Origin of the sequence: Synechococcus sp. MIT S9503, assembly GCF_047304175.1 — a bacterium.
In the GTDB taxonomy this organism is placed as follows: domain Bacteria; phylum Cyanobacteriota; class Cyanobacteriia; order PCC-6307; family Cyanobiaceae; genus Synechococcus_C.
Genome location: NZ_CP138955.1, coordinates 1,833,505 through 1,848,823, shown reverse-complemented (window position 1 = coordinate 1,848,823; position 15,319 = coordinate 1,833,505). Strand labels below are relative to the sequence as shown.

The following is a 15,319-nucleotide window of genomic DNA, read 5'->3' as shown; positions in this document are numbered from 1 at the left end:
AACAGTCATGACCGCATGATGGAGCAATGAACCTTGAGCAGCCTCTGCGGACTCCCCGGCTTCTGGCGCATCTCCAGAACTGGCTCGCCGAAGATCTCGGCCGCGGCGATCTCACCGCGCCTGCGCTGATCGGACGCCGGGCTCAGGCGAGCTGGATGGCCAAGCAGGATGGTGTGTTCTGCGGTGGCGGTTTCGCACTGCAGTTGTTTCGCCTGCTCGACCCTGAACTTGAGGCGGAGTGTCTGGTTGCGGATGGCGTGGCGGTGAGGTCTGGTGACACTTTGCTCCGTCTTGATGGTCAGGCCAGTGCTCTGGTGGGTGCTGAACGGACGGCGTTGAACCTGGCGATGCGTCTCTCCGGCATCGCCACAGCCACAGCGGAACTGGTGAAGCAACTGCAGGGAACCGGCGTGCGCCTTGCCGACACGCGCAAGACCACACCGGGGCTGCGCGAACTTGAGAAGTACGCCGTGCGGATGGGCGGAGGCGTCAATCACCGACTTGGTCTTGATGATGCGGCCATGCTCAAGGAAAACCATCTCGCCTGGGCGGGTGGCGTCAAGCCGGCGATTACTGCTGTGCGGGCTTCAGCGCCATGGCCGGCCAGGGTGATCGTGGAAGCCGAAACGGAGCAGGAAGCGGTCGATGCCGTCACGGCCGGAGCCGATGCTGTGCTGCTGGATGAGTTCACTCCCGAGCAGCTGAGCAAGCTGGTGCCCAGGTTGCGCCAGCTGGTCGTTGAGAGGGCTGGCTCCGGGGCTGTGGTCCTCGAAGCTTCCGGGATTCAGCCTGGTGATCTGCGCGCCTATGCCGCCACAGGCATCGATCTGATTTCCACCAGTGCGCCGGTCACGCGCAGCCGCTGGCTTGATCTCAGTATGCGTTTCGCACCTGCCGGGAGATGATCGGAGCTTGCCAAGCCTGTTGATCCGTCCATGCTCCGCATCGCCAACGCCCTTGAAACACAGTTGCGCGGTGCGATGCAACGGGCCTTCCCTGAGGCCTGGGCTGAGGCGGGTGAGGCTGGCTTGGATCCCCAGCTGGCGCCAGCGAGCAAGCCGGAATTCGGTGATTTTCAAGCCAATGCTGCTCTGCCACTGGCCAAGCCGCTGAAGCAGGCGCCGCGTGAGATCGCCACGGCCATCGTTGATCAGCTGCACACTGATGCGGCGTTCACCGAGCTGTGCCTCGAACCTCAGATCGCTGGTCCTGGCTTCATCAACCTCACGATCCGACCGGAGCGTCTCGCTGCTGAGGTGGCTTTCCGGCTGGGTGATGAGCGGCTTGGCGTTCCGCCTGTCAAGGATGCGGCGCCGGTGGTGGTGGACTTCTCCAGTCCCAACATCGCCAAGGAGATGCACGTGGGCCATCTGCGCTCCACGATCATCGGCGACTCCCTGGCGCGGGTGCTGGAGTTTCGTGGATATCCGGTGTTGCGACTGAACCATGTGGGTGACTGGGGCACCCAGTTCGGGATGCTGATCACCCATCTCAAGCAGGTGGCTCCCGAAGCGCTCGACACCGCTGATGCGATCGACCTCGGTGACCTCGTGGCCTTCTACCGGGAAGCCAAAAAGCGCTTTGATGATGATGAGGCGTTCCAGATCACATCCCGCGAGGAGGTTGTGAAGCTGCAGAGCGGCGATCCTCTTTCGCTTAAAGCCTGGGGCCTGCTGTGTGACCAGTCGCGGCGTGAGTTCCAGAAAATCTACGACCGGCTCGACATCCGACTCAGAGAACGGGGTGAGTCGTTCTACAACCCCTTGCTGCAGGGGGTGATCGAGGGGCTGAAGCACTCTGGTCTGCTGGTCACCGACGACGGGGCAGAGTGCGTCTTCCTGGAGGGGGTCATCGGCAAGGACGGCAAACCGCTGCCGGTGATCGTGCAGAAAAGCGATGGCGGATTCAATTACGCCACCACCGACCTGGCGGCTATTCGCTACCGGTTCGCAGTGGCCCCCGAGGGAGATGCGGCCCGCCGGGTGATCTACGTGACGGATTCCGGTCAGGCCAATCACTTTGCGGGGGTGTTCCAGGTGGCCGAGCGGGCCGGCTGGATTCCTGATGGGGCTCGCCTGGAACATGTGCCCTTCGGCTTGGTGCAAGGGGAAGACGGCAAGAAGCTCAAGACCCGTGCAGGCGACACTGTGCGTCTGCGCGATCTGCTGGATGAAGCTGTGGAGCGTGCGGAGGCGGACCTGCGCTCGCGTCTCCATGAGGAAGGACGCAGTGAACCCGACGACTTCATCCAACATGTGGCAGGCACCGTTGGCCTCGCCGCGGTGAAATACGCCGATCTCAGCCAGAACCGGATCACCAATTACCAGTTCTCCTTCGATCGCATGCTGGCTTTGCAGGGCAACACGGCTCCCTATCTCCTGTATGCGCTGGTGCGCATTGCAGGGATCGCGCGCAAGGGTGGTGATCTCGACGTGGCGGCTGATCAGCTGCAGTTCAGCGAGCCGCAGGAGTGGGCCCTGGTGCGGGAGCTGCTCAAATTCGATGCCGTGATTGCTGAGGTGGAGGAGGAGCTGTTGCCCAACAGGCTCTGCAGCTATTTATTTGAGCTCAGTCAGGTGTTCAACCGCTTCTACGACCAGGTGCCGGTGCTCAAGGCCGATGCCGCTGTGCTGCCTTCGCGCCTGGCGCTGTGCCGTCTCACTGCCGACACACTCAAGGCCGGGCTCGGTTTGCTCGGCATTGCCACCCTGGAGCGGATGTGAGTGGGGCCTCTGTGAGCAGTCTCTCTAAGAGCGGTTCCTCCCTGCCTCGGCTCCTGTTGTTGGCCACTGGTGGCACCATCGCCGGAAGAGCGAGTGACGTGACCTCCTTGAACCACTACTCAGCTGGCGTTATTGCTGCTGAGGAGTTGCTGCAGTCCGTGCCCCAGCTGCGGGGGCTGGCGGCGATCGAGGCGGAGCAGATCGCCAACGTCGACAGTGCTGATCTGCAGTTCGATCACTGGCGCCGATTGGTGGCGCGCATCCGCGAGGCCTTGGCCGTTGATCCCGATCTGGCGGGGGTGGTGATCACCCATGGCACCAACACCCTGGAGGAAACCGCGTGGTTGCTGCAGTTGCTGATCGATGACCCACGGCCTGTGGTGCTGGTGGGAGCGATGCGTCCGGCGTCGGCCCTCAGCGCCGATGGCCCGTTGAATCTGTTCCAGGCGGTGCAGGTGGCAGTCAGCTCCGAGGCACGCGGGCAAGGTGTGCTGGTGGTGATGGATGGCCAGATCCATGATGCCCGCGATGTCACCAAGGTGGCCACCCAGGGGGTGGGGGCCTTCGCCAGTCCCGGTCGTGGCCCCTTGGGCTGGGTGGATGACGCAGGCGTTTATCTGTCAACGGCGAGCGGTACTCGGCAGGTGCCCTTCGCTGAGCTCGCGTTACCGCAGCAATGGCCCCAGGTGCCAATCATTTACGGGTGCGCGGAGCCCGAGCCGCTCATACTCACTGCATGTCTCAAGGCTGGCGTTCAGGGTCTGGTGCTGACCGGCACCGGTGCCGGTCAGCTATCGGTCGGGGAACGTCGTGCTCTTGAGGCCTGGACTGGTCCGCGGCCGCTCATGCTCAGGGCCAATCGCTGTGGGTCTGGGCCGGTGCATGGTGGCGAGCAGGATGCCGAACTTGGCCTGCTCCCGGCTGGTTTGCTGAGTCCGCAGAAAGCACGTGTGTTGTTGTTGCTCGCTGTGATGGCTGGCTTGGATCAGGAGCAGCTGTTGCAGCTTCTTCCCATCACTCTTGTTCAAGACGAGCAGCTGTAGTGGGAGATGCCACCGGCGCCGAAGAACTCCCGCGGTCTCAGTTGGTCGTAGCGAGCGGCGATTTCGGCTGAGAGCGGTTCGTAGGGGTTTTGGAACACCGTCTGAAGTTCGTGCACCAGGCTGTAATCACTGCGAGCCGCCTGCTCATAGGCCTGGGCGATCAGCCATTCGCGCCAGGTGATGGCAGGATTGGCCCGTCGCATCGAAGCGGCGATCTCTTCGGGCTCTTCACTGCCGCTGAGCTGCTGGTGCCAACGCGTTAGCCAGGTGTTCCATTGCGCGTCGAGCTGCACATCGCTGGGCACATAGAAGCCCCGCTTCAGAGGCGTGACCTCCATCGGCAGTGATGCCAATTCACGGAAAACAATCGTGTAATCCGCCTTCGATGCCACCATCAGCTCCAGGAGATCGCCGATCAGCTCTGGCGTAACGCTGGCCAGGCCGATTTTGCCTGCCCACATGGCATCCAGCTCGCGCTGCATGGCCTCGCTGAACGATTCATGCAGCGCATCGAGTTCGGCCGTTTCGGCTGGGTGATCCTGCAGCAGCATGCTGAGCGCTGTCCAGAACATCCGGTAGTTGGTTTCAGCCGCTTTCGGTTGATTGAAAAAAGAGAAATGAATTCCGCCGCCGGTCCAGGGCTGAAAGCGGGGGTCGAACAGTTCACAGAAGCCGAAGGGTCCATAGTCGAGGGTGAAGCCGCCGGCGGCACAGTTGTCGCTGTTGAAGTTGCCCTGGCAGTAGCCAACCCGCATCCACTGGCACACCAGGCTGATCAGGCGTTCCCGGAACAACCCTGCAAGCCGCACCACCTGCGCCGGGAACGGCAAGGAGTCATCAATCTCGTCGCGGTAGTTCCGCTCGATCAGATGCTGCACGATCATCCGCAGCTCCTGATGGGCTTCGGGGTGAGCTTCGCTGCGGGCTCGCCGTGCGAACAGCTCAAGCTGACCCACCCGCAGAAACGATGGCGCCACGCGTGTGGTGATCGCGGCTGGATTGTCGACCAGGATGTCGGGGTCCATCGATGGCGAGTTGCCCGAATACCAGGGGCGACGAACGTTCTCTTGGTGGGAGACGTAGAGCGTTAAGGAGCGAGACGTGGGAATCCCCAGAGCATGCATGAACTCCTGGGCCAGAAATTCGCGCACGCTTGACCGCAACACGGCCCGACCATCAGCGCCGCGGCAATAGGGCGTCGGACCGCCGCCCTTCAGCTGCATCTCCCAGCGCCGACCCTTGAACATGCCTTCAACCACGGAGATGGCTCGCCCGTCGCCATAGCCGTTGCCATTGCCGAATGGACATTGCTGGTTGTATTCAGTGCCGTAGATCGACAGGGCGTAGCCTGTGGCCCAGCCATGTGAACACATCGGCTCGCTCACGTTGCTGAGGTCGCCTGAGAAGACGCTGCGGAAGTCACCGTCGTGAACCAGGGTCTCGTCCAGGCCCAGTGCATCAAACAGTTCAGGGCTGTGGGCGACGTAGTCGGGATTGGGCAGGGGTGTGGGCGTCACCGGCACGTAGTGGCCGGAACGCACCTCGCGCGCACGGTGATCCTGTCCATCCGGTGTGGACTGCGGATCGGGCCGCAGTTGCTGCATCAGCGAGTAATCGACCTGCTTGGCGAAGGCAGCGAAGGTGGAGGTGTTGGCTGGCGTCGATGCGCTGGAGCTGGCGGTCATCAGGCCGATTGCTGCAGTGATTGCATCATCGGTGGGGAGATGCCGACGCTGCGCTCCGGTGGGCGGCTGTGAATAGTTTGGGATGGATCATCTCCTCGCTTGGTCATCGGCTGAAGCGAGTTGCTGTGTTCGGCAAGCTGGTCATGACTTGCCTCGGCACCACCCTCCAGGAGATGCGATTGATCGCTGATGGCCATGTCTGAACCGATTCCCGCGCCACAAGCCCGCCCCGATGTGGAACGCCTCCGGGGCTACAGCGCACCTCTGGAGGGTCGCCGTGGGTTGCTGCGCTTGGACTTCAACGAGAACACCATTGGTCCCAGCCCGGCGGTCACAGAGGCGATTCGCTCTTTCCCGGCTGATCAGATCGCGGTGTATCCCGAATACGACGGATTGCGCGAGGCCTTGATCGTCAATCTGCAGGGGGCGTCGGCCGGACTTTCCCATCCCCTGCTCACCGAACAGGTGGGGCTCTTCAACGGTGTGGATGCAGCAATCCATGCGGTGATCCATGCCTATGGAGCAGCAGGTGACACCCTGCTCACCACCAGTCCCACCTTTGGTTATTACGCGCCGTGTGCAGGCATGCAGGGGATGGCCATTGAGTCCGTCCCCCATGACATGCCGGGTTTTCGCTTCCCGCTGGCGGCGATGCGCACAGCACTGCAGCGCGGGCCGAAGATCCTGATGCTGTGTAATCCCAACAACCCCACCGGTACGCGGCTTTCGGCTGAGCATGTGTTGCAGCTGGCGTCTGCTGCACCCGACACGCTGGTGGTTGTTGATGAGCTTTATGAAGCGTTCACCGGCGACAGTGTGCTGCCGCTTGTGGACTTTGCCGTGCACAGCAACCTGCTGGTGCTGCGCTCCCTGGCCAAGACCGCAGGCCTGGCTGGCCTGCGAATGGGATTTGCCATCGGTTCGGCGGAGGTGGTCGATCGGGTCAGCCGGGTCACCGGTCCTTACGACGTGAACAGCCTGGCGGTCACGGCCGCCTTCGCTGCATTGTCTGATCAGGCATACATCGACGACTATGTGGCTGAAGTGTTACGTGCCCGTGACTATCTAGTAGCAGAGCTGACGCGATTCAGTGCCGCCTTCCATTGCGATGGAGGAAACTATCTCCTGGTCTGGCCCCGTTCCCCTGCCCGGCTGGTGGAGCAGCAACTGAGGGATGCCGGCATCCTGGTGCGTTCCATGGCGGGCAAGCCTCAGATCGACGGGTCTCTGCGCGTCAGCATCGGCACCCTCGCCCAGATGAAGAGGTTCTGGGAGTGCTACAGACAGCTCGATGGTTGAGTGCGCAGTCAGCGCATCACCTCGATCACGGTGCTGTCGCCGAGGTTGCCCGGCAGGGACAGTGTCGGTCCGACCTGCCGAACCTGGGAGCCGCTCATGGCATCAAGAAACGGCTGCACACCGCCCTGGTCGCAACCGTCCGGAGCTTCTCCGTTGACATATTGCACAGGGATCACCCGACGCGGGTTCAGCTGCCTCACCACTTCAGCGGCTTCCTCACCGTTGTAGACCTTGCCTCCGCCCCCGACGCCGATGATCAGGACATCCGGGCGACCCAGCAGCACCCTGTCCTCGCCGCTGAGCGGGGCGGCCGTACCCCCGAGATGGGCAAAATTCAGCCCCCCCTGCTGCCAGCGCCAGATGGTGGCGTCGCCGAAACGGCGGCCACCCATCCGGTCATGCGGTGCAGAGAATCCCTCCAGATCCAAACCTCCCACGCGATAGGAACCTGGTTTGGAGAGGTAGGTCCCTCCACCGATGCGCGCCCCTTCATCAGGTAGTTCGGAGCTGGCGAGAGTTACGCTGGCGCTGACACTTGGCTCGGAGAGACCCTTGGCGCAGCCCACCGCCCGGAAGGGGTTCACCAGCACGGACTGACCGCCGCCACGAATCAACAGCGCACTGTGTCCAAAGCTGGTGATCGAAACTCCAGCTGCCTGCATGGCACCGCCGCCCACACTCGTCAGCAGGGCGGTTGCGGTTATGGACGCGATGGCTCGCCCAGGACCCTGGCGTTTCAGGAAGACTGTCATGGGGGAATGCCTGCTGGCTCAGGAAGCTAGCAGTGTTGAATGCACCCTTCCGCCAGCCGGAGGAAGTTGGCAAGGAGGTTGTGACCGGCTTCCGTGAGCACGCTTTCCGGATGAAACTGCACACCCTGGAGATGGGGGTGTTCTCGGTGACGCAGTCCCATCACGGTGTTGTCCTCGAGCCACGCTGTGACTTCCAGGCAGTCGGGAAGACTCTCGCGGTCGGCGATCAGGCTGTGATAGCGGGTTGCGGTCAGTGGCTGAGGTAAGCCGGCGAACACGCCTTCACCGCGATGCAGCACCGGCGAGGTCTTGCCGTGCATCAGCTCTGCAGCTCTGACAATCTTCCCTCCGTAGGCCTGGGCAAGAGCCTGATGCCCCAGGCAGACCCCCAGGGTGGGAATGCGTGGTGACAACTCCTTCAGCACGTCCAGGCAGACCCCGGCCTGATCAGGATCTCCCGGACCCGGGGACAGCAGGATGGCGTCGGGCCCGAGCTCACGGATCTCGGTCACCGTCAGGGCATCGTTGCGTTCCACGCGCAGATCCTTGGCCAGAGGGTGCTGAGCCGCTAACTCACCGAAGTACTGCACCAGGTTGAAGGTGAAGCTGTCGTAGTTGTCGATGACAAGCAGCATCGCTTAGAAGCCGAGGCGAACGAGCAGGGGCGGGAGAACCAGCAGCAGAGCGATCACAAGCGAGCTGATGGAAGCCACCAACACCGCTGCAGCTGCACAGTCCTTGGCCACTTTGGCCAGAGGGTGAAAGCGACGCCCGATAGCCAGATCAACCACAGATTCAATGGCTGTATTGAGCAGTTCAAGCACCAGCACGGCCGCAACAGTCAGCACCAGAACGGCCAGCTGGATCGGCGGCAGCCCAAGCCACAGGCCCAGGAAGAACGCCAAGCTGCCCCCCACCAGTTGGATGCGGAAGTTGCGCTGGCTGATGAAGCCGTAACCCAGTCCCTGAGCGGCGTAGCGGAAGCTGGACGGCAGATCACCGGCAATTTTCCAGGCCCCCCTGTGGGCCGCACGATGGGCGCGGCGGGTGCTGCGCTGGCTGATCTCCTCGCTCAACGGAGCTCCGTCGTCAGGATTCCGCAGTGATTTCATCTGCTGATTCACAGTTGATCTCACAACGGGATTGAACGATACCGGCCATCGCAACCAGTTGCTCCTGGCATTGCAGCATGGTCTCCAGACTCGACTCATCGGGGTGATCCCATCCCAGCAGATGCAGCAGGCCATGGCTCACCAGCCAGCAGAGCTCCTGTTCCAGGCTGTGGTCCTGCTCGATCGCCTGGCGTTCAGCGGTTGGCACCGACACGATGATGTCTCCCAGCTCAACGCTGGGGCTGCTGTCCGCTGGCATGTCAGCTTCCAGTGCTGAAAAGGACAACACATCGGTCGCCCTGGGCTTGTTGCGCCAGCGCCCGTTCAGATCAGAGATCTGGGCGTCATCGACAAACTGAAGTCCCAGACAGATTTCCTCGCAGACCTGCAGCTGCGCGGGAGCGCTGTCGCCACCGGCTGCGATCAGATGCTGCAGCCAGAGATGAAGCGTTGACGTCCAGGATTCTTCGCGGCTGAGTCGCAGATGGGCACCCGTGCCTTCTGCGCAGTGGATCAGCCGCTCCTCGGCTCCCGTGAAGGCCAGATCAATCGCAAAAGCCGCTGCGCTGCTCACTGGGGCAGGGTTGGGCGGCCCAGCCAGGCCACCACAAGGATGAAGCCGATGAATCCCGCGGCCGTCAGCCCAAGGTGGAAGAGGCTCTTGCTGCCCTTGCGCACCATGTTGCGCATGGCCTGTTTCACGAAGCTGGGCGGAGGCGTGCTCGTTGCGCTGTCCGTCGATGTCTCGATGCCTGTGGGCTCTGAGCTCATGGTCAGCTGTCCTCGTCCTGTCCGGGGCTTTCCACACCCTGGCGCAGCAGAGCCTGGATGAAGGGGTCGAGGTCGCCGTTCATCACACCCTGCACATCGTTGCTCTCCTCCTGGGTGCGCAGGTCCTTGACCATCTGGTATGGGTGGAACACGTAGTTGCGGATCTGATTGCCCCAGGCGGCTTCCACGATGTCGCCCCTGATGTCGGCGATCTCGGCAGCCCTCTGCTCCTGCGCGATCACCAGCAGCTTGGCCTTGAGCAGAGCCATGGCTTTCTCTTTGTTCTGAAGCTGAGAGCGCTCCTGGGTGCAGCGCACCGCCAGTCCTGTGGGGACGTGCAGGATGCGAACGGCGGTTTCCACCTTGTTGACGTTCTGCCCACCGGCACCGCCGGAGCGGCTTGTGGTCACCTCGAGATCTTTCTCAGGGATGTCGATATCGACTTCCTCTTCGAGTTTCGGCATCACCTCGATGCCCGCGAAACTTGTCTGCCGCTTGTCGTTGGCGTTGAAGGGAGAGATCCGCACAAGGCGGTGGGTTCCCTTCTCATTGCGCAGGTATCCGTAGGCGTAGCGACCCTCGATTTCGATCGTCGCGCTTTTGATTCCTGCTTCCTCCCCCTCGCTGAGTTCATCAACACTGACCTTCATGTCATGGTCCTCGGCCCAGCGGGTGTACATGCGCAGCAGCATCTGAGCCCAGTCCTGCGCATCGGTGCCTCCTGCTCCCGCATTGATGGAGAGCACGGCTCCTTCCTTGTCGTACTCACCGCTGAGAAGGCGCTCCAGCTCCCAGCGGTCGAGGTCCTTTCTCAGTTGATCCAGCCCTGCCTGAGCCTCCGCGAGCATGTCGTCGTCGGGTTCCAGGTCATAGAGCTCAAGGGTGGCCTGAGCATCGGACACAGCTCCCTGCCAGGTCGTCAGCTGCTGCAGCTGCGCCTTCACCTCGTCGAGGCGTCGCATCTGCTTCTGAGCGTTCTGCTGGTCATCCCAGAAGTCAGGCTGGGCGGCGAGTTGTTCGAGGTCCTGCTGTCTGGCGTTCAGTGCAGGAACGTCAAAGACAGTCCTGAGCATTGCCCAGGCGATCAGTGAGCTCGGAGAGGTCGCGCTTGAAGTCGGTGAGGTCGAGCAACGGCTGCGTTGAACGGATTTCGCGACCTTATCAGTGCGGAATCTCAGCGCCAGATGATTGGAAGGGGACGTAATCGCAGTCTGAGTGACTGCATAGGATCGATGTTCTGTGATGAGGGCTCCATGCCAAGCGTCGAGATCTACACCTGGCGCACCTGCCCCTTCTGCATCCGAGCCAAGCAGCTGCTGGATCGCAAGGGCATCGCTTATACGGAGTTTTCCGTGGATGGCGATGAGCCTGCCCGGGATGCCATGGCCGAGCGAGGCGATGGGCGTCGCAGTGTTCCGCAGATCTTCATCGACGACCGGCATATCGGCGGCTGTGATGATCTGCATGCTCTCGAGCGGGTCGGCGAACTTGATGCGCTGCTCTCCTGAGTTCCCTGCCACGGCCGCCGCTCATGCGTCATCTGTTCGTGCTGGATCCGCTGGATCGGATCAATCCAGCCAAGGATTCCACAGCTGCGCTGATGCAGGCTGCCGGTCGATCCGCACTGGATGTCTGGGTCTGCACTCCCGCTGATCTGATCGCGCTTGGTGACGAACCTCTGGCGATGGCCATGCCTGTTGAGCCCGAGCCCTGGATCACAGCAGGTGAGCCTGAACGCCTGCCACTCTCCACCTTCCAGGTGATCTGGATGCGCAAGGACCCTCCGGTGGATGAGGCCTATCTCTACGCCACCCACCTGCTGGATGTGGCTGAACGGGCGGGAGTTCGAGTCCTCAACCGTCCGGATTCACTGCGCACCTGGAACGAAAAGCTTGGGGCTCTGCGTTTCAGTCGATGGATGGCTCCCACCCTCGTCTCCGGGAGGGTCAGCGAGCTGCAGTCCTTTGCCATGGTGCACAGCGACATCGTGCTCAAACCCCTTGGAGGCCGTGCGGGGCTGGGGGTGATCCGGGTGTCGTCCCAGGCACCTGGTCTCAAGGCTCTTCTTGAGTTGGTTACGGAGCAGGAACGTCTGCCTGTGATGGCGCAGTGTTTCCTGCCTTCCGTCAGCGATGGAGACAAGCGCATTCTGCTGGTGGATGGTGAGCCGCTCGGTGCGATCAACCGCCGGCCAGCCGCTGGAGAATTCCGCAGCAATCTGGCCGTCGGCGGTCAGGCTGAAGCCACCGAGCTCAGCGAGCGGGAAAGACAGATCTGCGCGGCCCTCGCACCAGCTCTGCGGGCCGAGGGCCTTTTCTTCGTCGGCATTGATGTGATCGGCGGCATGCTCAGCGAGATCAATGTCACCAGTCCCACCGGCATCCGTGAGGTGGAACGGCTGATGGATCAGCCCCTGGCTGATCAGGTCATCGCACGTCTGCGCGACTTGCTGTGAACGACCACAATTGTGGTCTGAATGATCTGGACAGGTTTTGCTGAGAAGGGGATTGCGCTGGGGAACAGCTCTGCTGGTGGGTCTGGCGGGAAGCCTGACCATCTCCGGTCGCTCGGTGGATGCCAGCTCCACACCTCCGCTGATTCCGCGTGAGGTGTTGTTCGGAAATCCGGAGATCATTGGGGTTTCGCTCAGTCCCGATGGACGTCGGATCTCCTACCTGGCTCCTGATGAGGGTGTGCTCAATCTCTGGGTTCAGGAGCTCGACGGTGATTCTCCCGCTCGCGTGATCACCCGTCAGCGGGATCGTCCCCAGAGATCTGCTTTCTGGACGGCCGACGGTCGTTTCCTGATCTCTTCACGGGATGGCGATGGAGATGAGAACACCGTGCTGGTCAGGATTGATCCGATCACTGGGGAGACAACCGATCTGACTCCGGGCAGCGCGGTCAAGGCCTATTTGATCGGGGCTGATCGCGAGGCCCCGACCGAGCTCGTTGTCGGACTCAATGACCGAGACCCCCGCTACCACGATCTCTACGTCATTGATGTCGACAGCGGAGACAGACGTCTGCTCTACCGATCCACCGACGATGGAAGTCAGGTGAGCGTTGAGTGGCTGAACGGAGCATGGCATCCAGTTCTGCGTTCTCAGGTTCAGCCGGATGGCGGCAGAAGCGTTGAGTTGCGCCTTCCTGGCGACACCAGCTGGCGGCCGTTTTTACAGTTCGATTTCGAGGATACGATCAGCAATTCCGGGCCGAGTGGATTCACGCGTGACGGACGCTGGCTCTATGGACAGCTCAGCACGGGTGAAGACATGCCCAGCCTGGTGCGCTGGAGCCGTGAGCATCTCCAGTCGTGCGGCACGGACTGCACCCCTGAAGTGGTGCATCGTTCATCCGCTGGTTCCTTCGGTGTGGACCTCAGTGATCTCGACACGGGCGTACCGATGGTGCTCAAGGAGGTTGATCTCCGTTCCCGCAGGGTGGTTCTGGACGCTTCCGTGCAGCCCGACATGGACAGGCTTGAGCAGCTGGCCGGGCCCAACGACTTCAGCGTTGTCGATCGTGACCTCGATAACCGTCGCTGGTTGATCGCGATCGGATCCGATCAACAGGGGCCGCAGTACTGGCTCTGGGATCGCGAACAGGATGAGATCCGCAAGCTGTTCTCGGTTCAGCCTCGCCTGGACGCCTACGAACTGGCCGCCATGGAGAGTCTTGATCTCAAGGCCCGGGACGGACGTCGATTGCCCGCCTATCTGACCAGGACTCCGATCGCTTCCGCTTCAGGACCGCAACCACTGGTTCTGCTGGTGCATGGAGGACCTCAGGCCAGGGATTACTGGGGATTCAACCCGCTTCATCAGCTGCTGGCCAATCGCGGTTATCACACTCTCAGCGTCAACTACAGGGGGTCGACCGGCTTCGGCAAGTCCCATCTTCTGGCAGGTGAGGGCGAGTGGTACGCCCGGATGCAGGATGACCTGGTCGATGCCGTTCGCTGGGCGGTCGATGAGGGCATCGCTGATCCCGACCGTCTGGTGATCATGGGTGCCTCCTACGGTGGTTATGCGGCCCTCGCCGGACTCACCCGTGATCCTGAGCTGTTCGCCGCAGCCATCGCGGAGGTCGGCCCGTCCAACGTGCGGACTCTGTTGGAGTCGATTCCGCCCTACTGGGAGTCGGTCAGAACGATCTTTGAGCGCATGATCGGTGTGGGGAAGGTCGATCTTGATGCCATCTCCCCGATCCAGCACGTGGACCGGATTCAGCGGCCGTTGCTGCTGGGGCATGGCGCCAACGACCCTCGCGTCAAGCTCAGTGAAAGCGAAACCATTGCTGCCGCCATGGAGGAGAGAAAGCTGCCGATTGACTTCGTTGTCTTCCCCGATGAAGGTCACGGACTGGCGAATCCACGCAATGCCCTGGCGATGTACGCCCTGGTGGAAGCATTTCTCAGCGAGCATGTCGGGGGTCGGGCGCAGCCCTTCGGCTCGTCGCTCGAGCAGTCTTCCCTGGAGTGGCGAATGCGCTCTTTACCGACCCCCTGAGATCAGATCAAGCTGATCGGCCATCACAGTGAGCTTCAGTCCGACCTCCTGGAGCTCGCGTTCGGCCACCGAGCCCCGAACCAGCCCGGCGCCGGCAGTGAGGTCAAGCTGGTTGCCGCGGGCATGGCCGCAGCGGATGGCGACCCGCAGTTCCGCATCTCCGGCACTGTCGATCCAGCCGATCGGTGCGGCATAGCCATCGCGCTCGAAGGGCTCCAGGCTGCGTAGCCAGTTCATGGCCTCCCGTCTCGGCAGTCCTGCCACGGCGGGAGTGGGATGCAGCACTCCAGCCAGAGCAAGCGGCGATTGCCCCGGTGCCGGAGTTGTGATTGGGGTGTGCAGATGGATCAGTTGGCCATGTCTGGCCAGTTGCGGGCTGCGTGGACGTCTGGGCTGCAGTCCACGGGCGCTGAGATGACCTGTGATCGCCTGCACCACCAGTTCATGCTCTCGCCGGTCCTTTTCGGAATTGAGCAGGGATGTGGCGTGGTCGTTGCGACCAGCGGTGCCGGCCAGCGCATCGCAGCGCAGCTGTCCGTTGCGCAGACTCAGAAGGCGCTCCGGGGAGGCGCCGAAGAAGCTGTCCTGCTTGTTTCGCTGCCAGAGAAACCGGCAGCTGCCCGACTGTTGGTGGCGCAAACGCTTCAGCAATAGCAAGGGATCCAGGGGTGAGGTCAGGCTGACCGACTGACGCACCGCCAGCACCAGTTTGTGAAGCTCGCCACCATTCACCAGCTCAAGACCGCGCTCCAGTGCTGTGGTGTAGCGCCGTTCCCAGTCGCCGGGAATGATCCGACCGCTCACTGTTGCTGAACCCTGTCCTGGCCAGCTTCGCCACGACCGCAGCCTCTCCGCCATCAGCCAGAGCGACTCCGTCAGGGAGCGGACGTCACCGGTCTGTTGTGCGATGCCATGCAGGCGCAGCCAGCCATGCCGGCCATGCCGGCTCAGTTGCCAGCGGGGCAGCACGGCCTGAACCGATGGCATGCTCCCCCTGGGCTGGATCTCACCCGACTGCTCGAAGAAGGAGAAGGCCAAAAGGATGCGGGAGCGGGCCTGAGCTGGAGCATCGGGAGTGCCGTCGAGGATGCGACCGAGCGTGATGTCACTGAAACGCTGTGCCAGCTCAAACCTTCTGGGACCGGACAGTTCAAGGTGATGGCAGCGACCGGCTGCCGCCAGACTGAGACCCGGTGCTCCATCCCAGAGAAAGCGGAACGGATCGGCATCGTCGAGATCAGCGAGCTGAAGCAGAGGGTCCAGGCCCTTGAGCGGCAGCGCCAGAGCGAACACGCCGTCGTCCATCTCGCGCCGCTCCCAAACGTGCAGCGCCTGCTCCAGCAGATCGCTGAAGCGCACTGCAGCTGTGATCTCTGAGGGCGCGGCCGACATCTGGACGGCAGAAGGAAGGGTTGCTGCTCAA

At 62.3% G+C, this 15,319-nt stretch carries 16 protein-coding genes; 7 read left to right on the top strand and 9 right to left on the bottom strand.

Features of this window, described 5'->3' with window-relative positions:
* Positions 1-26 precede the first annotated feature (26 nt).
* The 3 genes from nadC to SIB56_RS10435 are packed head-to-tail and all read left to right on the top strand — an operon-like array spanning position 27 to position 3,766.
* The gene (gene nadC / locus SIB56_RS10445) at positions 27-905 is read left to right on the top strand and encodes a carboxylating nicotinate-nucleotide diphosphorylase (RefSeq protein WP_413323873.1); all 879 of its coding nucleotides are present in this window, start codon (positions 27-29) and stop codon (positions 903-905) included.
* A 30-nt stretch (positions 906-935) separates the two neighbouring features.
* The gene (gene argS, locus SIB56_RS10440; protein ID WP_413323872.1) at positions 936-2,723 is read left to right on the top strand and encodes an arginine--tRNA ligase; all 1,788 of its coding nucleotides are present in this window, start codon (positions 936-938) and stop codon (positions 2,721-2,723) included.
* Positions 2,720-3,766 carry an asparaginase gene (locus SIB56_RS10435; RefSeq protein ID WP_413323871.1) on the top strand — a complete coding sequence of 349 codons (1,047 nt, stop codon included), beginning with the start codon at positions 2,720-2,722 and terminating at the stop codon, positions 3,764-3,766. The genes argS and SIB56_RS10435 overlap by 4 nt, the downstream gene beginning before the upstream one ends.
* Here the strand turns inward: SIB56_RS10435 and SIB56_RS10430 are convergent.
* A complete protein-coding gene (locus SIB56_RS10430) occupies positions 3,748-5,451 on the bottom strand; it encodes a protein adenylyltransferase SelO family protein (protein ID WP_413323870.1) in 1,704 nt (567 codons plus the stop codon). The two genes, SIB56_RS10435 and SIB56_RS10430, sit on opposite strands and share 19 nt — an antisense overlap.
* Positions 5,451-5,648, bottom strand: a complete 198-nt coding sequence (locus tag SIB56_RS10425) for a hypothetical protein (RefSeq protein WP_413323869.1) — start codon at positions 5,646-5,648, stop codon at positions 5,451-5,453. The genes SIB56_RS10430 and SIB56_RS10425 overlap by 1 nt, the downstream gene beginning before the upstream one ends.
* Between SIB56_RS10425 and SIB56_RS10420 the strand changes: the two genes are divergently transcribed.
* Positions 5,641-6,750: a pyridoxal phosphate-dependent aminotransferase gene (locus SIB56_RS10420; protein WP_413323868.1), complete on the top strand. Its 1,110-nt coding sequence runs from the start codon at positions 5,641-5,643 to the stop codon at positions 6,748-6,750. The two genes, SIB56_RS10425 and SIB56_RS10420, sit on opposite strands and share 8 nt — an antisense overlap.
* A gap of 8 nt (positions 6,751-6,758) precedes the next feature.
* On the opposite strand, the gene SIB56_RS10415 is transcribed toward SIB56_RS10420, so the two are convergent.
* From SIB56_RS10415 to prfB, 6 genes are all read right to left on the bottom strand, one after another.
* Entirely contained in the window at positions 6,759-7,412 is a 654-nt protein-coding gene (locus SIB56_RS10415; protein ID WP_413327316.1) for an MBL fold metallo-hydrolase, read from the bottom strand.
* 116 nt (positions 7,413-7,528) lie between these two features.
* Positions 7,529-8,137 (bottom strand): anthranilate synthase component II, encoded by a 609-nt coding sequence (locus SIB56_RS10410; RefSeq protein ID WP_413323867.1) that lies wholly within the window; start codon positions 8,135-8,137, stop codon positions 7,529-7,531.
* Between the two features lie 3 nt (positions 8,138-8,140).
* Positions 8,141-8,614, bottom strand: a complete 474-nt coding sequence (locus SIB56_RS10405; RefSeq protein WP_413323866.1) for a diacylglycerol kinase family protein — start codon at positions 8,612-8,614, stop codon at positions 8,141-8,143.
* Positions 8,592-9,188 carry an rRNA maturation RNase YbeY gene (gene ybeY, locus SIB56_RS10400; protein ID WP_413323865.1) on the bottom strand — a complete coding sequence of 199 codons (597 nt, stop codon included), beginning with the start codon at positions 9,186-9,188 and terminating at the stop codon, positions 8,592-8,594. Before ybeY ends, SIB56_RS10405 begins: the two co-directional genes overlap by 23 nt.
* A complete protein-coding gene (locus tag SIB56_RS10395) occupies positions 9,185-9,385 on the bottom strand; it encodes a DUF3285 domain-containing protein (protein ID WP_413323864.1) in 201 nt (66 codons plus the stop codon). Before SIB56_RS10395 ends, ybeY begins: the two co-directional genes overlap by 4 nt.
* Before the next feature lie 2 nt (positions 9,386-9,387).
* Positions 9,388-10,516, bottom strand: a protein-coding gene (prfB, locus tag SIB56_RS10390) for a peptide chain release factor 2 (protein ID WP_413323863.1) whose coding sequence is annotated in 2 segments (ribosomal slippage) — positions 9,388-10,440 and positions 10,442-10,516 — 1,128 coding nt in all. Because the reading frame shifts where the segments join, the coding sequence is not laid out codon by codon here.
* Positions 10,517-10,638: 122 nt separating this feature from the next.
* On the opposite strand from prfB, the gene grxC reads away from it, so the two are divergent.
* The 3 genes from grxC to SIB56_RS10375 are packed head-to-tail and all read left to right on the top strand — an operon-like array spanning position 10,639 to position 13,896.
* The gene (gene grxC / locus SIB56_RS10385; RefSeq protein ID WP_413323862.1) at positions 10,639-10,893 is read left to right on the top strand and encodes a glutaredoxin 3; all 255 of its coding nucleotides are present in this window, start codon (positions 10,639-10,641) and stop codon (positions 10,891-10,893) included.
* Between the two features lie 23 nt (positions 10,894-10,916).
* Positions 10,917-11,840, top strand: coding sequence for a glutathione synthase (gene gshB / locus SIB56_RS10380; RefSeq protein WP_413323861.1), 924 nt, complete (start codon positions 10,917-10,919; stop codon positions 11,838-11,840).
* A 37-nt stretch (positions 11,841-11,877) separates the two neighbouring features.
* A complete protein-coding gene (locus SIB56_RS10375; protein ID WP_413323860.1) occupies positions 11,878-13,896 on the top strand; it encodes a S9 family peptidase in 2,019 nt (672 codons plus the stop codon).
* Here SIB56_RS10375 and SIB56_RS10370 read toward each other — a convergent pair.
* A complete protein-coding gene (locus tag SIB56_RS10370) occupies positions 13,882-15,288 on the bottom strand; it encodes an isochorismate synthase (protein WP_413323859.1) in 1,407 nt (468 codons plus the stop codon). The genes SIB56_RS10375 and SIB56_RS10370 overlap by 15 nt on opposite strands.
* Positions 15,289-15,319 lie beyond the last annotated feature (31 nt).

Excerpts from the sequence above, each read along its gene's own strand:
- nadC (WP_413323873.1), top strand. The coding sequence starts at position 27 with ATGAACCTTGAGCAGCCTCTGCGGACTCCCCGGCTTCTGGCGCATCTC.
- argS (WP_413323872.1), top strand. The coding sequence starts at position 936 with ATGCTCCGCATCGCCAACGCCCTTGAAACACAGTTGCGCGGTGCGATG.
- SIB56_RS10430 (WP_413323870.1), bottom strand. The coding sequence starts at position 5,451 with ATGACCGCCAGCTCCAGCGCATCGACGCCAGCCAACACCTCCACCTTC.
- SIB56_RS10420 (WP_413323868.1), top strand. The coding sequence starts at position 5,641 with ATGGCCATGTCTGAACCGATTCCCGCGCCACAAGCCCGCCCCGATGTG.
- SIB56_RS10425 (WP_413323869.1), bottom strand. The coding sequence starts at position 5,648 with ATGGCCATCAGCGATCAATCGCATCTCCTGGAGGGTGGTGCCGAGGCA.
- SIB56_RS10415 (WP_413327316.1), bottom strand. The coding sequence starts at position 7,412 with ATGCAGGCAGCTGGAGTTTCGATCACCAGCTTTGGACACAGTGCGCTG.
- SIB56_RS10410 (WP_413323867.1), bottom strand. The coding sequence starts at position 8,137 with ATGCTGCTTGTCATCGACAACTACGACAGCTTCACCTTCAACCTGGTG.
- SIB56_RS10405 (WP_413323866.1), bottom strand. The coding sequence starts at position 8,614 with ATGAAATCACTGCGGAATCCTGACGACGGAGCTCCGTTGAGCGAGGAG.
- SIB56_RS10395 (WP_413323864.1), bottom strand. The coding sequence starts at position 9,385 with ATGAGCTCAGAGCCCACAGGCATCGAGACATCGACGGACAGCGCAACG.
- grxC (WP_413323862.1), top strand. The coding sequence starts at position 10,639 with ATGCCAAGCGTCGAGATCTACACCTGGCGCACCTGCCCCTTCTGCATC.
- gshB (WP_413323861.1), top strand. The coding sequence starts at position 10,917 with ATGCGTCATCTGTTCGTGCTGGATCCGCTGGATCGGATCAATCCAGCC.
- SIB56_RS10370 (WP_413323859.1), bottom strand. The coding sequence starts at position 15,288 with ATGTCGGCCGCGCCCTCAGAGATCACAGCTGCAGTGCGCTTCAGCGAT.